Origin of the sequence: Arcicella rigui, from assembly GCF_034929435.1 — a bacterium.
GTDB classification, from domain to species: Bacteria; Bacteroidota; Bacteroidia; order Cytophagales; family Spirosomataceae; genus Arcicella; species Arcicella rigui.
Window position 1 is genome coordinate 29815 of the sequence record NZ_JAYFUM010000032.1, and the last position, 17844, is coordinate 47658.

Here is a 17844-nt window from a genome sequence, read left to right on the forward strand (position 1 = left end):
AAAAGATTGTTCCGAAAGTATCTAAAATTACGGACTAAAGGTTAAGAGAGAGAATTGACTTATTCTTCAACATCATACTTGTTACTGAAAATTGCTTCAAGAGTTTTTTATCAACTTCAAAATCTAAACATATCTCTCTCATTAAACAATCTTTTTATGGAACTACAAGCCCTACAATATCCCATTGGCAAATGGAATCCTCAAGAAACTTATACTTGGGACGAAATTCAAGAAAGAATCGCTTTATTAAAAACTTTTCCTGCAAAGTACAGAGCAATTACAAATGGCATTAGCGAGGAGGATTTACTAAAACAATATCGTGAAGGAAGCTGGACGGTCAGACAAGTGGTAAATCATGTGGCTGATATGCACATTTTACATTATATCAGATTTAAACACGCTTTGACAGAAGAAAATACTCAGGGCGTTGTGGCTAAAATTGACGCTTGGGCAAATTTATCGGAAGCTCAAAATGCTCCAATTGATTTTTCGCTTACACTTTTGGAAGGTACGCATCAGCGTTGGACTTATTTATTGGAACAAATGACCGCCGAGGATTTTACAAAAGGGTATTATCACCCACTTCGTAAAATTTACATTCCTCTGACTGATGCTTTGGATATGGGCGTTTGGCATAGCCAACATCATTTAGAGCATCTGAAAATTGCATTAAATAAATAATAGTCCTGAGGCTTTTTGTATTGTTGTCTCAATAAGCCTTTATTCATTTTCGTTATTCAGAAAAGTTTATCAACTATTTTAAACTCTATTTAACGAATATGAAAACTAAACTTACGCTCATTGTACTATTGGCAAGTCAATTATTGGCTTGTCAGAAAAGCAATGAAGAATCTCTAAAAAGCCTTGCAGAAACCATCAGTGGAACTTATGAAGCCACAAGTCATGAAAGTTTTGGGAAATCATTATCTTATCCAATTAATGGTAAGACAGTTTCACTCCAAATTGAAGCAGTAGCAAAAGATAGTGTCAGAATTGTAGTGAATTCAATTAGTAATGATATTTATTCTCCTGGAGAAACAAAGGTTTATCCTAAAGTTTCTGTCAGTAAATCTACTTGTAGCCCTTGTGCAGACCCAGTTACTTATCGTGTGAGCTTAGGCCCTCAAGTGAATCAAGGAACTTTGGAAAATATCATTTGGTTTGATGTCAATAAACGGGCTTTTTATACTTACATTCCACCGAATTATACAAAAGGAGCTGTACAGACTGCTTTTGCAAAAATAAATTAAACCAAAAGAGGATTGTCATTGCGACAATCCTCTTTTGGTTTAATTTATCCAATATTATCAATATCAAAAGGCAAAGTACGAATTCTTGTGCCTGTTAGATTATAAATCGCATTGCAAAGTGCTGGAGCGAATGGTGGTAAACCCGGTTCGCCAACGCCGCCCGGTGCTTCTTGATTATCAATAATATGTACTTCGGTTGCTGGCATTTCGCTGATTCTTAGTACACTGTATTGGTGGAAATTACTTTGTTCGGCTTGTCCGTCTTTGAAAGTAATGCCATTTTTAATCGCAGCGGTCAAACCCATCACAATATTGCCTTCAGTTTGTGCTTTGATATTGTCTGGATTCACGGTCATTCCGCAGTCGATTACTGAAACTACTTTCTCAATTTTAACACCTTTACCACTTTTTGAAACTGTAACTGCATGAGCGACAATCGTTCCAAATGAACGAGCAATGGCGATACCAATGGCTTGTCCTTCTGGCAATTTCTGATGATAATTCGCTTTTTTCGCTAAGGTTTGTAATACTCTACTGAATCTTGGAGCATCCGCCAACATATCCAAACGGAAAGCCAATGGGTCGGTTTTTGCCGCATGAGCTAATTCATCAATAAAACTTTCTTGCCCGAAAGCTGTCGTTGATGAATATACCGAACGCCACCAAAGAATTGGAATATCTGTTTCTGCTAAATGGAAACTTGCTCTACGGCTGGCAAAATCATAAGGACTGTCTTCTGTATTCGCTGTTTCAATCGCCCAGTCGTCTGGTGCATTTTTCAATGGATTGCCAAATACTTGGTGCTGAATAGAGCTACCCACAATTTTATGATTGTGTGCTACTACATTTCCTTTGTCGTCCAAACCTCCTTGCATAGCCGACAACATTCCCGGACGGAACGGCCCTTGTGTAGTATCATCTTCACGTGTCCAAATTACTTTTACGGGAGCATTCACTTGTTTTGAAAGATTCGCCGCTTCCATTACGTAATCGAAATAAGCTTTTCTTCCGAAAGCACCGCCCATAAATGGCACGTTTACTTTTACATTTTCAGGTTTGATTTTCAAGTATTGTGCTACTTGTGGAATTAATCCGTCAGGGCCTTGAATAGGTGCCCAAATTTCTACTTTATCACCTTGTACCCAAACGGTAGCGTTTTCTGGTTCAAGTGGAGCGTGTGCTAAGAAAGGTGTTTCGTATTGTGCTTCTACTTTTTTGGTAGCACTTTCAAAGCTTTTACCAAAATCTCCTACTTTCTCATCTTTGTACTCAAATCCTTCGGTTTTTGCCAAAGTACGCAAATTAGCAAAGTACGCATCTGTTGAAATTTTATCCGAACCTTGTGCATCCCAATTGATTTTCAAAGCTCTTCTTCCTTTCAATGCCGCCCAATAAGTATCCGCTACAACGGCTACTGCTTCCACTGTTTTATGGGGCATTTTGCGTTCTGTTTTCAATACATATTTTACGCCTTTTACTTTCATGGCTGCCGAACCGTCGAAACTAACTACTTTTCCATGAATGGTTGGAGAACGTTCGATGCTGGCGAATAACATTCCCGGTACATCTGAGTCTATTCCGAAAACGGCTGTTCCATTTACTTTTGAAGGAATTTCTGGACGAGCTACCGATTTCCCCAACAATTTAAAATCCTTCTGGTCTTTTAATTTTGGTTCTTTCGGAATTTCTAATTTCGAGGCTTCTTCTACTAATTCCCCATAAGTATAAGATTTCCCCGACGGTTTATGATATACTTTTGCTTCTAAAGCATAGCATTCAGAAACAGGTACTTGCCATTTTTTACTGGCGGCTGTTATCAACATTTCTTTTACTGCTGCACCTGCTTTTCGCATCGGTAGCCAACGAGTACGGATGGAAGAAGAACCTCCCGAAAGTTGAGCTCCGTATTTGCCTTGTCCGTCTGTATTTCTGATTTCTACTTGGTCTAAAGTAACTTCTAATTCTTCGGCAATTAAAAGCGGAAGCGATTGATAAGTACCTTGCCCCATATCTGGACGAGCATTGAAAAGAATAATTTTTCCGTCGTCATTGATTAAAATATAGGGATTTAGCTCAATGCCCAAAGCCGTAGCTGTGCTGTCAATTTTATGAAGACCTACGGCTTTGCCGAATGAAGGCAAAGAAAAACCAATTGCCAAAAAAGTACTGGCTTTTATAAATTCTCTGCGTGAATTGTTCTGTGTCATGTTTTTGTGGTTTTGAGATTACTTACCCGAAGAATTTGCTCCATCTTTCATCAACTCGGCTGCTCTATGTATTGCCTTACGAATACGTGGATAAGTACCACAACGACAAATATTTCCCGACATCGCTTCGTCTATATCCGCATCGGTTGGATTACGTTTTTCTTTCAATAAAGCTACTGCCGACATAATTTGTCCTGACTGGCAATAGCCACATTGCGGTACTTGTTCTTCAATCCAAGCTTTCTGAACAGCACTATCGGTATTGGCAGAAATTCCTTCGATAGTAGTGATTTTGCTACTTGCTTTCAGCGTTGAAATCGGCGTTGAACAAGAACGAGTCGGCTGACCGTCAACATGAATGGTACAAGCTCCGCAAAGAGCCATCCCACAACCAAATTTCGTTCCTTTCAAACCTACGTAATCACGAATGACCCACAAAAGGGGCGTGTCGGCATCAGCATCTACATTATACTTTTTGCCATTTACTGTGAGATTATATTTTGCCATGATTGTTAATTTTTTTTCTGTTGGCTTTCGGCTGTCTGCTTTCGGCTTTCAGAATTATTATTTTAGCTTGTTTTAAATAGCTGATAGCTGAAATCCGACATCCGAAATCCAACATCCAAAATCGAACTATTCTACCGAATACGCTAACACTTTGTTCTTTAAGAAAGTTGGAATGAGCATTAGTTTTTTACTTGGAATATATTCAAAATCAGCCGTGTTTACTTTTGCATCCACAAAATCAAGGAGTAATTGTGTTTTTCCTTCTGTGTTGATGTGCCAAACTTTTCCTCTCCATTCAGAAGCGAAATAACCATTTTTGCCATCTGATAAAATACCATCAATACCGCCCATGCCTTCTGCAATGGTTGAAAATTGTTGTGATTGTAAGTCATAAGCCAAGATTTTACCATCGCCATTGCCAATAATCAATTTGCCATTTTCAAAAAATACACCATTGGGGCTTTTGAGTGGCCCACCTTCTACTACTTTTACCATTTGACCTTTCTCTAATTTCCAAAGTCTATCCGAACGCATATCAGTGAAATACACAATTTTATTTTTGGTATCTACACCAATATCATTTAAGAATTTTGCTTCAGGCACTTCGTATTTATTCAATACTTTGCCTGTTTTTGGGTCAATTTCTACCAATTTAAAGATTTCTGTCACGTACAACTTTCCGTCTAAAAAGCCCAAGCCTTTGGTAGAATGAAGGTTTTCAGTCAGTTTTAATTGTGTGGTTTTTCCGTTTAAATCAATTTTAGCAATAAAGCTTTTTTCATTCGTAGCTGCTGGGCCACCGTTGATACAAGAAACGAAAACCGTTTTAGATTTTGGCTCGAATAGTATAGATTCAGGCGTGGTAAGGGTTGTGTCGCTTTCCCAAAGTTTCTTCATTGTTACTTGTGAAAAGGACAAATTTGATAATAGCATTAAAGTAAAGAATGCTCCAGTTTTGAAAGATTTTTTCATTAATATTTAGATTTAAAAATAAGAACAACAGAAATAACATTGACTAATAAAAGTAGTACTTTCTTTCTATTTTGTTGTCTTTTTTTAGACGTACAAGCCAAAAATACTGCTTTGTTGAGCTATAATTGGGTGATATTACATTTTAAGCCCTCAATGATTGATACTAATTGGTCAATGTTTTAGAGTAATTGCTTATTGATTAACACAAATACTTCAATGATTAATACTAATTGGACAATGCTTAATGATAATTGCCTATTGATTAATATAAATACTTCAATGCTTGATATTAATTGGTTGATGTTTGACCATAATTGCTCTTTGCTAAGGAATAATTTATCGTTGATTCACTTAAATACATTGTTGTTTTATCTGAATTGTTCATTGATTTAAGTGATTTACTCTTTGTTCCAGTCGAATATCTTCTTGATTAACAATATTTATTAATTGTTCCATCATGATTTAATGTTGCTTGACAATAGATGACTAAAGCCCAGTAATAATAGGTCGATGTTTGATCCTAATCTTTAAATTTTTTAGATAATTAGCATTTTGATAAAGGCGAATTATCAAAAAAAACTTCTTACTCATCGCTCTGTGTCCTTGAATTTCTATCTTTACAAATAATATTTTATCTTTTATAAACCATCAACACAATGACCATTGAATTAAGAAGTGATACTTTTACAAAACCTACCCCTGCGATGTTAGAAGCTATGTTTTCGGCAGAAGTCGGAGACGATGTTTTTGAAGATGACCCAACTGTGAAAGCATTAGAAGAGAAAACTGCTACAATGTTTGGCTATGAAGCCGCCCTTTTTTGTACTTCTGGAACAATGACAAATCAAATTGCCATTAACGTTCACGTTAAGCAAGGCGATGAGGTTATTTGTGATGCCCTTTCTCATATTTATCTATATGAAGGTGGCGGAATCGCCGCTAATTCTATGGCTTCTGTCAACTTATTGCAAGGGGATAGAGGAAGATTAAAAGCTGAACAAATCAAAGAGGCGATTCAACCCGACAATTTGCATCATCCCATTACAAAATTGGTTTCTTTGGAAAACACCGTGAACAAAGGGGGCGGTGCATACTATGATTTATCAGACATACAGGCAATAAAACAAGTATGCCTTGCTCATGATATTCCATTACATTTAGATGGGGCAAGAATTTTTAATGCTTTGGTAGAAACGAATGACAATCCATTAGAATACGGTAAAGTTTTCGATTCTATTTCGGTCTGTTTATCAAAAGGATTAGGAACTCCTGTTGGCTCAGTGCTTTTAGGTTCAAAAGAATTTATAAAAAAAGCTCGAAGAGTAAGAAAACGCTTAGGAGGCGGTTGGCGACAAGCAGGCTATTTGGCGGCTGCGGGCATTTATGCACTTGATAATCATGTAGAAAGACTTAGAGACGACCACGCAAGAGCAAAAGTTATTGGCGAAACTATGGCAAAATTGCCAGAAGTAGAAGAAATTTTACCCGTAGATACCAATATTGTCATTCTGAGACTAAATGAGAAACTCCTTTCATCCGATTATGTTCAACAATTGAACGAAAAGGGGATTAGAGCCACTACTTTTGGCAAACATTTGGTACGTTTTGTCACACATTTAGATTTTACAGATGACCATTTAGAAGCTTTTCAGAAAAAAATACTTCAATAAGTTCTTTAGTTGTTGAGGCTATCTAAAAAATTTATAACACCAAAGATTATTCTGTGAAAGACCTCACCCCCAACCCCTCTCCTGTTGAGAGGGGAGCTTTTGGAGCTAAAAAGTCCCCTCTCAACAGGAGAGGGGGTTGGGGGTGAGGTTGAATACCAAAGAATATTTGGTTGTTGCTATTTTTTTGGACAGCCTCAACAACTAAAACGGCTACTCTTCCGATAAAACTTTTACCTTATAAACGGTATAAGCCGAAGCAATCAGCACAACATTTTTGATGATATATTGCCCTGACAAACTCAATGCAAAGGACGATTGCCAAGTTTCGTTAGGCATTAGTAAAAGAGGCAAAAACGTAGTTGCCATTTGACAGCAAAAAAGATAAAATGCTGCTTTGGTATAGCGTGGAAAGAGCCAAATAATACCAATTACACATTCAAAAATGCCCAAGAAAGGAATAAAAGCATTAACTGAAATAAATTTTTCGATGGTTAAGTGATGAAGCTGACTAACAATTTGTTCGGCAGGGGATAAACCTACTATTTTTAAAAAACCAAACCAGAAAAAGACGATAAATAAAGCTAAACGGTTTAACCAAATTACTGAAAAGTCACGTTTTTGAGATGTTGCGATGCTGTTGTTCATGGAAATCAATATTTTTACAAGGCAAACTCAAAGGACACAGCCGATGATTTAACCTTTGGATGTTAAAAGGAAAAAGAAATTGAATGCTGATGGTTAAACCATTAGCCAAATTGGATTAAAACAGAAAATTTCCTTAAACAAACCGAGGAGGAGGAGCATGAGTATCGTATGCCAAGGCTACGATATTTTCAGAATAGGAGGAAGGTACAAGCCTAATTGGAAGCCATTCCACTACAAATAAAATGTGCTTTGTTCTTAAAGAAGTATATTCTTTCAGAATATTTTTAAATAATGAAGGTCGCTTTTTAGGCGTTTCGTTGGATGAATCCTTCACATGTTGGTTGATATGTTCAGCCAATTCCATAAAGCGAAAACGAGCATTATTATCAGTTTTACAAACTGTATAAAGCGTGTCGTTTTCAACTTTTTGCTCTACTAATTCATAATACTTATCGCCTTGTTTTATTTGTCCTTCCACTGGGCGAGCAGCCTCCCAGTTGGATTGATAAGGCAAGTAAAAAGGAATTTTGAAGGTAACGTATTCGTCTTCATCGAGCCTTTGATACTTGTTTACTTTAAAAAAACTACTCATCGAATGATGTTCTTCTAACCAATACACAAGCGAGAAACCCATCATATTGTATAATAGAAGTCCTAATAAAATTATGGAAAATAGTCTTTTCAAGAGAAAATATTGAATTATTTTTGATTTCGACGGCAAATTAGAAAATCTGAATAAAAAATACAAACTATCGGATATGATAAAAGTCAGTCTAAAAATTTAAAGTCAATTGCTTCCCAACCATATCGTCGCCCAATTCTAAGTTTGAAAGTGAAATCCCCAGAAGGCGAACGCCCTTCGGAATTGGGTATAATTGTTCTAATAAATCATAAGAAATTTTCTCAAAAAAAGTGCTGTCAACAATGGGCGAAAGTGTAGTTCTACTACGAGTAATGATTTGGAAATCTTTGAATTTTACTTTCAGATGAACCGTTCTGCCATATACTTGTGTGCGTTCACAGTACTTCCAAACGTCTTCGATAATAGGTTTTAAACCAGCTTCCAATTCAACTCTGGTTTCTAAATCTCGCCAAAAAGTATTTTCAGAACCCACAGATTTCCTGATTCTTTCAGTATTTACAGGTCTGTGGTCAATCGCTCTGGCGATGTTGTAATAGTATTTCCCTGCTTTACCGAAATGTTTGGTCAAGAAATTTTCATCATATTGGCGTAAATCCAAACCCGTGAAAATATTCATTTTGTTCATTTTCTCGGCGGTTACTTTTCCAATGCCGTGAAAACGATATACTTCTAAATCTTCTACAAATTTTTCGCCTTGATTGGGTTTTATCACAAAAAGTCCATCAGGTTTTTTATAATCCGATGCCAATTTTGCCAAGAATTTATTGTAAGAAACCCCAGCGGAGGCTGTCAGTTGAGTTTTTTCTTTGATTTTCTCTTTGATTTCTTTGGCAATTGCCGTGGCAGAAGCCATGCCTTTTAGGTTTTCGGTGACATCCAGATAGGCTTCGTCTAAAGAAAGCGGTTCAATCAGATGAGTATATTCGGCAAAAATCTCTCTGATTTGCTTTGATGCCACTTTATAGCTCTCGAAGCGAGGTTTTACAAAAATTAAATTCGGACATTTACGAGCAGCCACCATAGAAGACATCGCTGAACGAACGCCAAATTTACGAGCTTCATAACTTGCCGCTGCCACTACGCCACGCTCACGAGAACCACCCACAGCTACGGGTTTTCCACGCAAAGCAGGGTTATCTCTCTGCTCCACAGAAGCATAGAAAGCATCCATATCTATATGAATTATTTTTCGTATGTTTGTTTCGGGCATATTTAGCTATGAGCTTCGAGCCTTGAGCTGTCAGCTTTCGGTCATCGGCTATCAGGTTTCAGCAATTGGTTTTAGGATGAATATGGTATAGAATGGGTGTTTACTTATCGTATGACTGGAAGTAAATATCAATAAAATTCACACAATCTTGCTTCTTTTGTCCTTTAGTCTTAAAGTCTATAAATAATCACTAAATCACAACTCACTCAATCACAATTAAAAGAAATGAATCTATCCGAACTATTAAAACAAGATTTCAGTCCAGAATTTCAGTTCCAAGCCTCAAGAAGTGGCGGAGCTGGCGGACAGAATGTCAATAAAGTTGCTACAAAGGTAGAACTCCGATTCAATATAAGTAATTCCGTTTTATTAGACGAAATTCAGAAAAATACACTACAAGAAAAACTAAAAAATCAGATTAATTCAGAGGGAGAATTAATCATTGTTTCACAAGAAGAGCGGACACAATTACGCAACAAAACCGTTGTGATAAAGAAATTTTATGATTTACTCAAGAAAGCTCTTTTTGTTCCTAAAAAACGAAAAGCCAGTGAACCTACTTTTGCCTCAAAGATGGAAAGACTAAAAAGTAAAAAAATCGCTTCGATTAAAAAGGTGAATAGGAGGGGGATTTCATTTGAAGAGTGATTTTTAGACTTTATGATTTTGGACTTTAAGACTTTAAGATGAAAGACACAAGATGAAAGATACAAGAAGTGGATGTTTGGTGTTGTTGGGATATTCTCATGAATGTAGGCTTTATGATTTTGAACTTTAAGATGAAAGACACAAGATGAAAGATGCAAGAAGTGGATGTTTGGTGATGATGGGATATTCTTATGAATGTAGGTTTTATGATTTTGGACTTTAAGATGAAAGACACAAGATGAAAGATGCAAGAAGTGGATGTTTGGTGTTTTTGGGATATTCTTATGAATGTAGGCTTTATGATTTTGGACTTTAAGATGAAAGATGCAAGAAGTGGAGGTTTTGGGTAGATTGGCTATTAGAATGAACAGAAATTATCGTACTGAATTTCCAGTAAAATTTAGCTTTGATACAGTGTGAGTTATGAATTTTAAATCACGATATTATCATTTTGAAGCTGAAAAACATAATTCAAAATTCATAACTCATATTTATTAAGCCTGCATTAGCTCTTTTAATATTTTTTGTGCGGCAATTGAAATGATAGTTCCCGGGCCGAAAACGCCTGCAACGCCTGCATCATATAAGTATTGATAATCTTGGGCAGGAATTACGCCTCCTGCAATTACCATGATATCTTCTCTTCCTTGTTTTTTTAATTCCTCAATCAATTGCGGAATTAAGGTTTTATGACCAGCCGCCAAACTTGATGCACCCACTACATGAACATCATTTTCTACTGCTTGTTTGGCTACTTCTTCGGGCGTTTGGAAAAGTGGCGTAATGTCCACGTCAAAACCTAAATCCGCAAAACTGGTAGCAATTACTTTTGCTCCACGGTCGTGTCCATCTTGTCCCATTTTGGCAACCATAATTCTTGGTCTTCTGCCTTCTTGTTGGGCAAACTGATTTGCCATTTCACGGGCAATTCTGAAATTTTCGTCGTCTGTCACTTCTGCTGAATATACTCCTGAAATGGAGCGAATAATGGCTTTATGTCTTCCAAAAACTACTTCTAAAGCATCCGAAATTTCACCTAAAGTAGCTCTCAAACGAGCCGCATCTACTGCCAATTTCAATAAATTTCCTTCACCTGTTTGTGCCGCTTTGGTGAGTGCTTCTAATGCTTTTGTTACTTCTTCTTGATTTCTCTCGGCTTTTATTTTATTCAATCTTTCGATTTGCGAATTTCTTACCGCTTGATTATCCACATCTCTAACTTCCAGTTCTGTGGCAGTTTCAATCGTAAATTTATTTACGCCAACGATAATATCTTTGCCCGAATCTATCCTTGCTTGTTTTCTGGCTGCCGCTTCTTCGATTCGCATTTTAGGCAAACCTGTTTCGATAGCCTTTGCCATTCCGCCCAATTCTTCTACTTCTTCAATCAAAGCCCAAGCTTTTTTGGCTAATTCTTTGGTTAAGTACTCAACATAATACGAGCCTCCCCAAGGATCAACTACTTTCGTAATATTGGTTTCGTGCTGTAAATATAATTGTGTATTTCGGGCAATTCTTGCCGAAAAATCGGTTGGTAAAGCAATGGCTTCATCCAAAGAATTGGTATGCAAACTTTGTGTATGTCCTAAAGTTGCCGCCATCGCTTCAATACAAGTACGAGTAACGTTATTGAATGGGTCTTGCTCTGTTAATGACCAACCCGAAGTTTGGCAATGCGTTCTCAGCATCAACGATTTATCACTTTTCGGATTGAATTTCTTTACAATTTTTGCCCAAAGTAATCGTCCTGCACGCATTTTGGCAATTTCCATAAAATGATTCATACCAATTGCCCAGAAAAATGATAAACGTGGAGCAAAATTATCAATGTCCAATCCTGCTTCGATACCCGTTCTCAAGTACTCCAAGCCGTCGGCTAAAGTATAGGCTAATTCCAAATCCGCCGTTGCACCTGCTTCTTGCATGTGATAGCCCGAAATAGAAATGGAATTGAATTTAGGCATATTTTTAGCCGTGTAGGCAAAAATATCGGCAATGATTTTCATAGAAGGCGTAGGCGGATAAATGTAAGTATTCCGCACCATGAATTCTTTGAGAATATCATTCTGAATCGTTCCTGATAATTTATCTGGCGAAACGCCTTGTTCTTCGGCAGCTACAATATAAAATGCCATAATTGGTAATACTGCACCGTTCATGGTCATTGAAACAGACATTAAATCCAATGGAATTTGGTCGAAAAGTATTTTCATATCTTCAACCGAATCTATCGCAACGCCTGCTTTTCCTACGTCGCCCGTTACTCTTGGGTGGTCTGAATCGTAGCCACGGTGAGTTGCCAAGTCAAAAGCTACTGAAAGTCCTTTCTGACCAGCCGCTAAGTTTTTTCTATAAAAAGCATTCGACTCTTCTGCTGTTGAAAAACCTGCATATTGACGAATCGTCCACGGTTGTTGAACGTACATCGTCGAGTAAGGTCCACGAAGAAAAGGAGGCAGACCAGCCGCAAATTGCAGATGTTCTGCATCTTTTAGGTCGTCGGCGGTAAAGTAGGATTTTACAGAAATACCCTCGGGAGAACGCCATTTCTGATTAGACTGAATGGCGTTTTCCTGTGGGTCGGTCTTACTTAGATGGATTTTTGATATATTGGGTCTCATGGTTTTGTTTCGTTTACAGTTTTACGCTTCAAAAATTTCTGAAAGACGTAAATTGGGTAATAATGCAAAAATGGTTTCTGATGTTAGTGTCGTTGTACTTGCTGGTTTAGAAAATGGTTTTTCATCAAACCTAAATTTATTTACGCCAACCATAATATTTTGATTGTTTTGTAATTGCGTAATTTGTTTTTCTCTTTCAGCATTGATACTCTTCTGAATAAAACCTTGGGTAAATGCTTCGCTAATACCTCCTTTATTTTCTACTTCTTCTAAAATTTTTAAAGTATTTTCTGCAATCTGATGCGTAAGGTTTTCAATAAAATAACTCCCAGCCGAAGGGTCAATTACTTTATCTAAATAACTTTCTTCCTTTAGAATGATAGAAACATTGCGGGCAATTCTGCGGCTAAAATCGTCGGGAGTACTGAAACTTTCATCGAAAGCATTGATACTTATCGCATCGCAACCGCCAATAATTGCTGCCATGGCTTCTGTGGTGGCTCTCAGCATATTGGTATGTGGTGTAATCGCCGCATCATAATATACCGATGTCTGGCAGTGTATCGAAGTACTGTTGGCAACCGAAATATCAAGCCCGTAACCTTCGCTGACGAGCTTTGCCCATAAAAGTTTCAAAGCTCTTAATTTGGCAATTTCCACAAAATAGTTTGTACCAACAGAAATAGAAAACTCAATTTTGGCTAAAATTTGCTCAATTGCTACGCCTTCTTGCGAAAGTTTATCAATTGTTTCGATAGCCGTGGCCAGTGTATAAGCTAATTCTTGCGACACATTTGCCCCAGCATTATGAAAATGATGACTGTTGATGACAAGTACTTTGAATTGCGGATGTGATTGTACTTTTCCAAGAAGTGATGCTGTACTTTTCCAGTAATTATTATCCCATTCACCCGTTTGCATCCATCTTCCAAAGGCATCATTAATGATTCCGCCTTTCCAAAGATAGGGAGCTATGTTCTGTAACGCATTTACTAATGCTAAGGCTTGATTTTCTACTTTAAAAAAAAAGGCTGTATCAGATAGTTTGATATTGTTCAACAATTTCTTAAATTCAATCTCAGAAAGTAACTCCTTGCCTAAGTCTATTTGAAAAGAATCTGTTCCAGATTTTAAAAGTCTGATTATCAGTTCATTAGTTTCTTTTTCAGAAGTAAATCTCACTTTTTCACGATATTGCCAATGAGAGCTAACTCTTTGAGCTTGAGCCTGTTGTATCGCCTTTATACTTATTTCGAGGTTGTCTTCCGAAGTATAATAAGGTTCAACAGTGATATTTTCATCAACATTCCAAAGAAGTGTGTCGTCGAAACTTTTACCTTTTAAATCTTTGATTGCTTGTTGTTTCCATTGCTCTTTCGTGCGATTTTGAAAATCATCAAAAAGTAGATTTGCCATATTATTTTTTTTTCTGAAATATTTAACTTTTCAAAGTTAATCAAATTTATGAATTTTGATTTTTTTTGCGAAAAAAACTAAGAAAGTTACCAAATCCGTTTATGTTCTTGTATTTTTTGTAGAGGATTTTCTGCCTAAAATGGGTAAGAAAATAATTTTAAAGGTGAATGACTTGAAATAGATTTTTCTCTCCGATAAAATTCACTAATTTTGCCATCCTTTTTGGGAAGGGAATAAAGATTTTCAGTCAGATAATCGTACTTATGAAAATAAGATATTTATATTAAATATTTTTCTTTTGCCGCCAATATAGGTTACATTATGCATCCAACATCACAACTACAAGCAAGGCAAGTTTGGGCGAAGTGCCTTGAAATTATACATAAAGATATTAACGAACAAAGTTTTAAAACTTGGTTTGAACCTATCGTACCTTTAAATGTAGCCAATCAAACGCTTTCAATTCAAGTGCCAAGCCAATTCTTTTATGAGTGGCTTGAGGAAAACTATATTCATGTACTTCGCAAAGCCATTGATTACACTTTGGGTAAAAATGGTATGTTGGAGTATTCTATCATTGTGGACAAAGGCGATAAAAAAAATCCGCCTATTGCCTATAATGTACCCAACCAAAAACCAACTGTTCCGGTAGCGGCACAACGCAAGCCAGAGCCTACTTTATACGAAAGTCCTTTTCAATTAAAAGACCTTGATTCTTTAGAACTTGATTCATACCTAAATCCACATTATACTTTTGATAATTTTGTTGAAGGCGACTGTAATCGTTTGGGCCGTTCGGCAGGTTTAGCCGTTGCACAGCGTCCGGGTGTTACGTCTTTCAATCCTTTGATGATTTACGGAAGCGTAGGTTTGGGCAAAACACACTTGATTCAAGCAATCGGAAATTATATCAAAAACACGCAAACCAATAAGTTTGTCTTGTATGTTACTTCCGAAAAATTTTGTAATCAATTTATCAATGCTATCAAAAACAATACTTTGCAGGCTTTTTCCAATTTTTATATGCAAGTAGATGTGTTGATTATTGATGACGTTCAGTTTTTGGCTGGAAAAGAGCGTACACAAGAGTCTTTCTTCCATATTTTCAACCACCTGCACCAATCAGGTAAACAAATTATTATGTCTTCGGATAGAGCTCCAAGAGAATTGGCTGGTATGCAAGACCGTCTGCTTTCTCGTTTTAAATGGGGGCTTACGGCAGATGTTCAGCAGCCTGATTTCGAGACACGTATCGCTATTTTGCAAAAGAAATTGCAAGCCGACGGTATTTATATTGAAGATAAAGTAATAGAGTATTTGGCACATAGTATTGATACCAACGTTCGTGAAATGGAAGGTGTAATTGTGTCTTTGATGGCTCACGCTTCTTTGAATCGTAGAGAAATAGACATGGAGTTGGCTCGTACTACGTTGAAAAATATTGTGGTTGATAACGAAAAAGAAGTAACCGTAGATTCTATTTTAGATGCTGTAACAAGTCATTTTGATGTAAATATGGCCGACTTAAAAGGAAAAAGTCGTAAAAAAGAAACGGTTTTCCCACGCCAAATTGCAATGTACTTGATGAAGGAGTTTACAAATTTGCCGTTAAAATCTATTGGTTATCATTTTGGAGGAAGAGACCACAGTACGGTAATTCATGCGGTTCAGACGATAAGTATTATGCTGGAAACCGACAAAGAAGTAGAAAAAACTATGCAGAAATTGTACAAGTACTTCAATAGAGTGCGTGTAAAAAATTAAAAGATTCACATTGCATAAAAAAGCCCAAAGATTATCGTTTAAATCTTTGGGCTTTTTTATGTAAATACTTGTTTAATATCAGTCAGATTGTATTTTTGTTTTGATAAACTCTTAACTTTCCTTAAAGTATTATGAAAAAAAATATCCTCATTTTTAGCCTATTCTTGTCGATAAGTAGTTTTTCTTCTTTTGCTAACGATATCGACCCATATCCGATGATTCAAATGACATCATTCAATTTTATCGTTGATAATCCTAAAGGGAAATTGAAAATCAAATTTGTTTTTAACGACCCAAAAAGTTCAAGCGATACTACAAGACCTAAGACTTTTTTCGGAAAACTCAAAAATGTATTAAATTCTTTGATGGATGCTTCCGATAATCCTCCTTTTAAATTACGAGTGGTAAGAGAAAAGAAGAGTTGATTTTGGCTGTTGGCTGTTAGCTTTCGGTTGTCGGCTTTCAGCTTTCGGTTGCTGGCTTTCCGTCTTCAGCTTTCGGTCATCGGAATATTAGTTTTTCTTTTAAAAACTGACCGCCGAAATCCGAAATCTGAAACCAGAATTCCGAAATCCAAAACCTATTCCATCGCAAATTTGATTGCTCCTGTTATGCTAAGTATGGAAATAAACGAAATCACATACATAAAAAACAGAATCAGCGATTTGAAGATGGTTTTAAAAAGTCTTTGTCGGTACACTACTTTTAAGGCAACAATGAAGTACACAAAAAAGCCAATCATGGTTAATTGAACGGCATAATTCCAATAACCCAACAATACGCCTCCGCCTACAACAAATACTACCATCAAAAACAAAACGCTATGAATATGAATTGAAAAAATGAGATGCTCGTAATAATAGCGAGTGTGTCCTTCTAAAATTCTTGGAATCTTTTGATATTTTCTGATTTTACGTATTCTAACGATATACAAAATCCAGTCGAATAAATAGCGAATGAGCCTTAGTGGAAAAGTAAAAAAGCTATGAGTACGTTTGCTATAAATGATTTTCAATAAAAAAGCCACGATAGGCATCAGGATAAACATCATCACCGAAAATACGCCAATACTAAAATGGATGATTTCCCTAATAGCCGCTTGGGCATCTTCCTGAAAAGCTAATTCATAGTGTGTAACATTTCTTAAAAAACCTCTTTCTAATGCGTTGAGTCCAAAAAATGAGATGTCTCTGCCCGCCGCTTTACGCTTTGCCAAGAGGCTATCCAGTGATGAGTCTGACATTTTCAAAAGCCTTTGTTTGTAGGCTTTGTTTTCAACAGTGCCGTCGCTTCCTTTAATCGTAATGACGGTGTCGGCATCATAATTGATTTTTATTTGAGCATTATTTTTTAATGAATGTAATCTTAATGAATACTTTACCTGATTTTTTCTACCCAGTGTTTCGGTAAAATAATCGTTGATTTCCTCGCTTACATTGTTGAGTACTTCTGTATTGATGGTATCTAATACAATTTGTTTTTGGATTTCAATTAGCCTTGCTCTTTTTTTAGGTTTAGGCAAATTTTCGATGAGTGTTCGTAAAGTATCTTCTTGTTGAATATTCATTTCATCCAAGATTTCCGAGGCATCTACTTCTACAAAATCAATCCATTTGCTGCCACCTTCTTCTTCTTTATTTTCATTGAGTTCCTCTAAAGCTGCCTCGTATTTTACTTGTGCTGCATAAAGCCCATTGGTATCACTCGAATTTTTGATTTGTTTTAAATCTGCTTTTGCATTTTTTACTACTTTATTTAATTCTTTTATTTTAGCCTTATTGTTTGAGTTTGAAAAACTATCGATGAAGCCATTCATAAAATCTTCACCAGTTTTACTGTCCAAAGCCTTATCAATCATCGTGCTGAGTAGCAAGAAAAATAGAAACGAAGCCAAGAAGTACAAACGAATAGGAGGGATGTAGCGTCCTCGTCGTCCTTCTAAAAAGTCTTTAGTGAGCTTTCCGGGAGAAAGAAAAATAGATTTTAAAGTATTCAGCAGTTTGGTATCTAAATGCGTAAAGCCTTCAATTACTTCAAGCAGAAGGTGGCTCAAGGGTACTTTTAAGTCGTGGTTTTCTTGTCCACAATGGGGGCAATAATTATCTTCTGGCTGTAAAAGTGTATGGCAGTTGTGGCATACTTCTACTTTTCTTCGTTTTTTATGTTCAGACATTAATGAAGCGAATTATAAATCGAGATTTAGATTTTTAGCTGAAAATACTAACAAAAAAGGAGAAAACCGTTTGGTTTTCTCCTTTTTAATAGAAATAATACGTTTTTTTGAAAAAAAA

General features: G+C 36.5%; 15 protein-coding genes. 6 read left to right on the forward strand and 9 right to left on the reverse strand.

Annotation, left to right across the window (positions count from 1 at the left end):
• The first annotated feature begins 156 nt into the window (after positions 1 to 156).
• Both VB248_RS21670 and VB248_RS21675 read left to right on the forward strand, forming a co-directional pair.
• A complete protein-coding gene (locus VB248_RS21670; RefSeq protein ID WP_323298933.1) occupies positions 157 to 681 on the forward strand; it encodes a YfiT family bacillithiol transferase in 525 nt (174 codons plus the stop codon).
• A 98-nt stretch (positions 682 to 779) separates the two neighbouring features.
• Positions 780 to 1250, forward strand: a complete 471-nt coding sequence (locus VB248_RS21675) for a hypothetical protein (protein WP_323298934.1) — start codon at positions 780 to 782, stop codon at positions 1248 to 1250.
• A gap of 44 nt (positions 1251 to 1294) precedes the next feature.
• Here the strand turns inward: VB248_RS21675 and VB248_RS21680 are convergent, their stop codons facing one another.
• From VB248_RS21680 to VB248_RS21690, 3 genes are all read right to left on the reverse strand, one after another.
• The gene (locus VB248_RS21680) at positions 1295 to 3457 is read right to left on the reverse strand and encodes a xanthine dehydrogenase family protein molybdopterin-binding subunit (protein WP_323298935.1); all 2163 of its coding nucleotides are present in this window, start codon (positions 3455 to 3457) and stop codon (positions 1295 to 1297) included.
• Between the two features lie 18 nt (positions 3458 to 3475).
• Positions 3476 to 3964: a (2Fe-2S)-binding protein gene (locus VB248_RS21685; protein ID WP_323298936.1), complete on the reverse strand. Its 489-nt coding sequence runs from the start codon at positions 3962 to 3964 to the stop codon at positions 3476 to 3478.
• 126 nt (positions 3965 to 4090) lie between these two features.
• Positions 4091 to 4936 carry an SMP-30/gluconolactonase/LRE family protein gene (locus tag VB248_RS21690; RefSeq protein WP_323298937.1) on the reverse strand — a complete coding sequence of 282 codons (846 nt, stop codon included), beginning with the start codon at positions 4934 to 4936 and terminating at the stop codon, positions 4091 to 4093.
• Positions 4937 to 5592: 656 nt separating this feature from the next.
• Between VB248_RS21690 and VB248_RS21695 the strand changes: the two genes are divergently transcribed.
• Positions 5593 to 6606 carry a threonine aldolase family protein gene (locus VB248_RS21695; RefSeq protein ID WP_323298938.1) on the forward strand — a complete coding sequence of 338 codons (1014 nt, stop codon included), beginning with the start codon at positions 5593 to 5595 and terminating at the stop codon, positions 6604 to 6606.
• Between the two features lie 210 nt (positions 6607 to 6816).
• Here the strand turns inward: VB248_RS21695 and VB248_RS21700 are convergent, their stop codons facing one another.
• The 3 genes from VB248_RS21700 to dinB form a co-directional block, all read right to left on the reverse strand.
• The gene (locus VB248_RS21700; RefSeq protein ID WP_323298939.1) at positions 6817 to 7251 is read right to left on the reverse strand and encodes a hypothetical protein; all 435 of its coding nucleotides are present in this window, start codon (positions 7249 to 7251) and stop codon (positions 6817 to 6819) included.
• Between the two features lie 133 nt (positions 7252 to 7384).
• Positions 7385 to 7888 (reverse strand): hypothetical protein, encoded by a 504-nt coding sequence (locus tag VB248_RS21705; RefSeq protein ID WP_323298940.1) that lies wholly within the window; start codon positions 7886 to 7888, stop codon positions 7385 to 7387.
• Positions 7889 to 8024: 136 nt separating this feature from the next.
• On the reverse strand, positions 8025 to 9104 hold the full coding sequence (gene dinB, locus VB248_RS21710) for a DNA polymerase IV (protein ID WP_323298941.1): 1080 nt from the start codon (positions 9102 to 9104) through the stop codon (positions 8025 to 8027).
• A gap of 225 nt (positions 9105 to 9329) precedes the next feature.
• On the opposite strand from dinB, the gene arfB reads away from it, so the two are divergent.
• On the forward strand, positions 9330 to 9752 hold the full coding sequence (arfB, locus tag VB248_RS21715) for an alternative ribosome rescue aminoacyl-tRNA hydrolase ArfB (RefSeq protein WP_323298942.1): 423 nt from the start codon (positions 9330 to 9332) through the stop codon (positions 9750 to 9752).
• A gap of 494 nt (positions 9753 to 10246) precedes the next feature.
• Here the strand turns inward: arfB and scpA are convergent, their stop codons facing one another.
• Positions 10247 to 12373 (reverse strand): methylmalonyl-CoA mutase, encoded by a 2127-nt coding sequence (gene scpA, locus VB248_RS21720; RefSeq protein ID WP_323298943.1) that lies wholly within the window; start codon positions 12371 to 12373, stop codon positions 10247 to 10249.
• Positions 12374 to 12394: 21 nt separating this feature from the next.
• Positions 12395 to 13789, reverse strand: a complete 1395-nt coding sequence (locus VB248_RS21725; protein WP_323298944.1) for a methylmalonyl-CoA mutase family protein — start codon at positions 13787 to 13789, stop codon at positions 12395 to 12397.
• Positions 13790 to 14110: 321 nt separating this feature from the next.
• Here VB248_RS21725 and dnaA point away from each other — a divergent pair, with 321 nt between their 5' ends.
• Positions 14111 to 15553: a chromosomal replication initiator protein DnaA gene (gene dnaA, locus VB248_RS21730; RefSeq protein ID WP_323298945.1), complete on the forward strand. Its 1443-nt coding sequence runs from the start codon at positions 14111 to 14113 to the stop codon at positions 15551 to 15553.
• Positions 15554 to 15684: 131 nt separating this feature from the next.
• Positions 15685 to 15978 carry a hypothetical protein gene (locus VB248_RS21735; protein WP_323298946.1) on the forward strand — a complete coding sequence of 98 codons (294 nt, stop codon included), beginning with the start codon at positions 15685 to 15687 and terminating at the stop codon, positions 15976 to 15978.
• 155 nt (positions 15979 to 16133) lie between these two features.
• Here the strand turns inward: VB248_RS21735 and VB248_RS21740 are convergent, their stop codons facing one another.
• Entirely contained in the window at positions 16134 to 17726 is a 1593-nt protein-coding gene (locus VB248_RS21740; RefSeq protein WP_323298947.1) for a DUF3667 domain-containing protein, read from the reverse strand.
• Positions 17727 to 17844 lie beyond the last annotated feature (118 nt).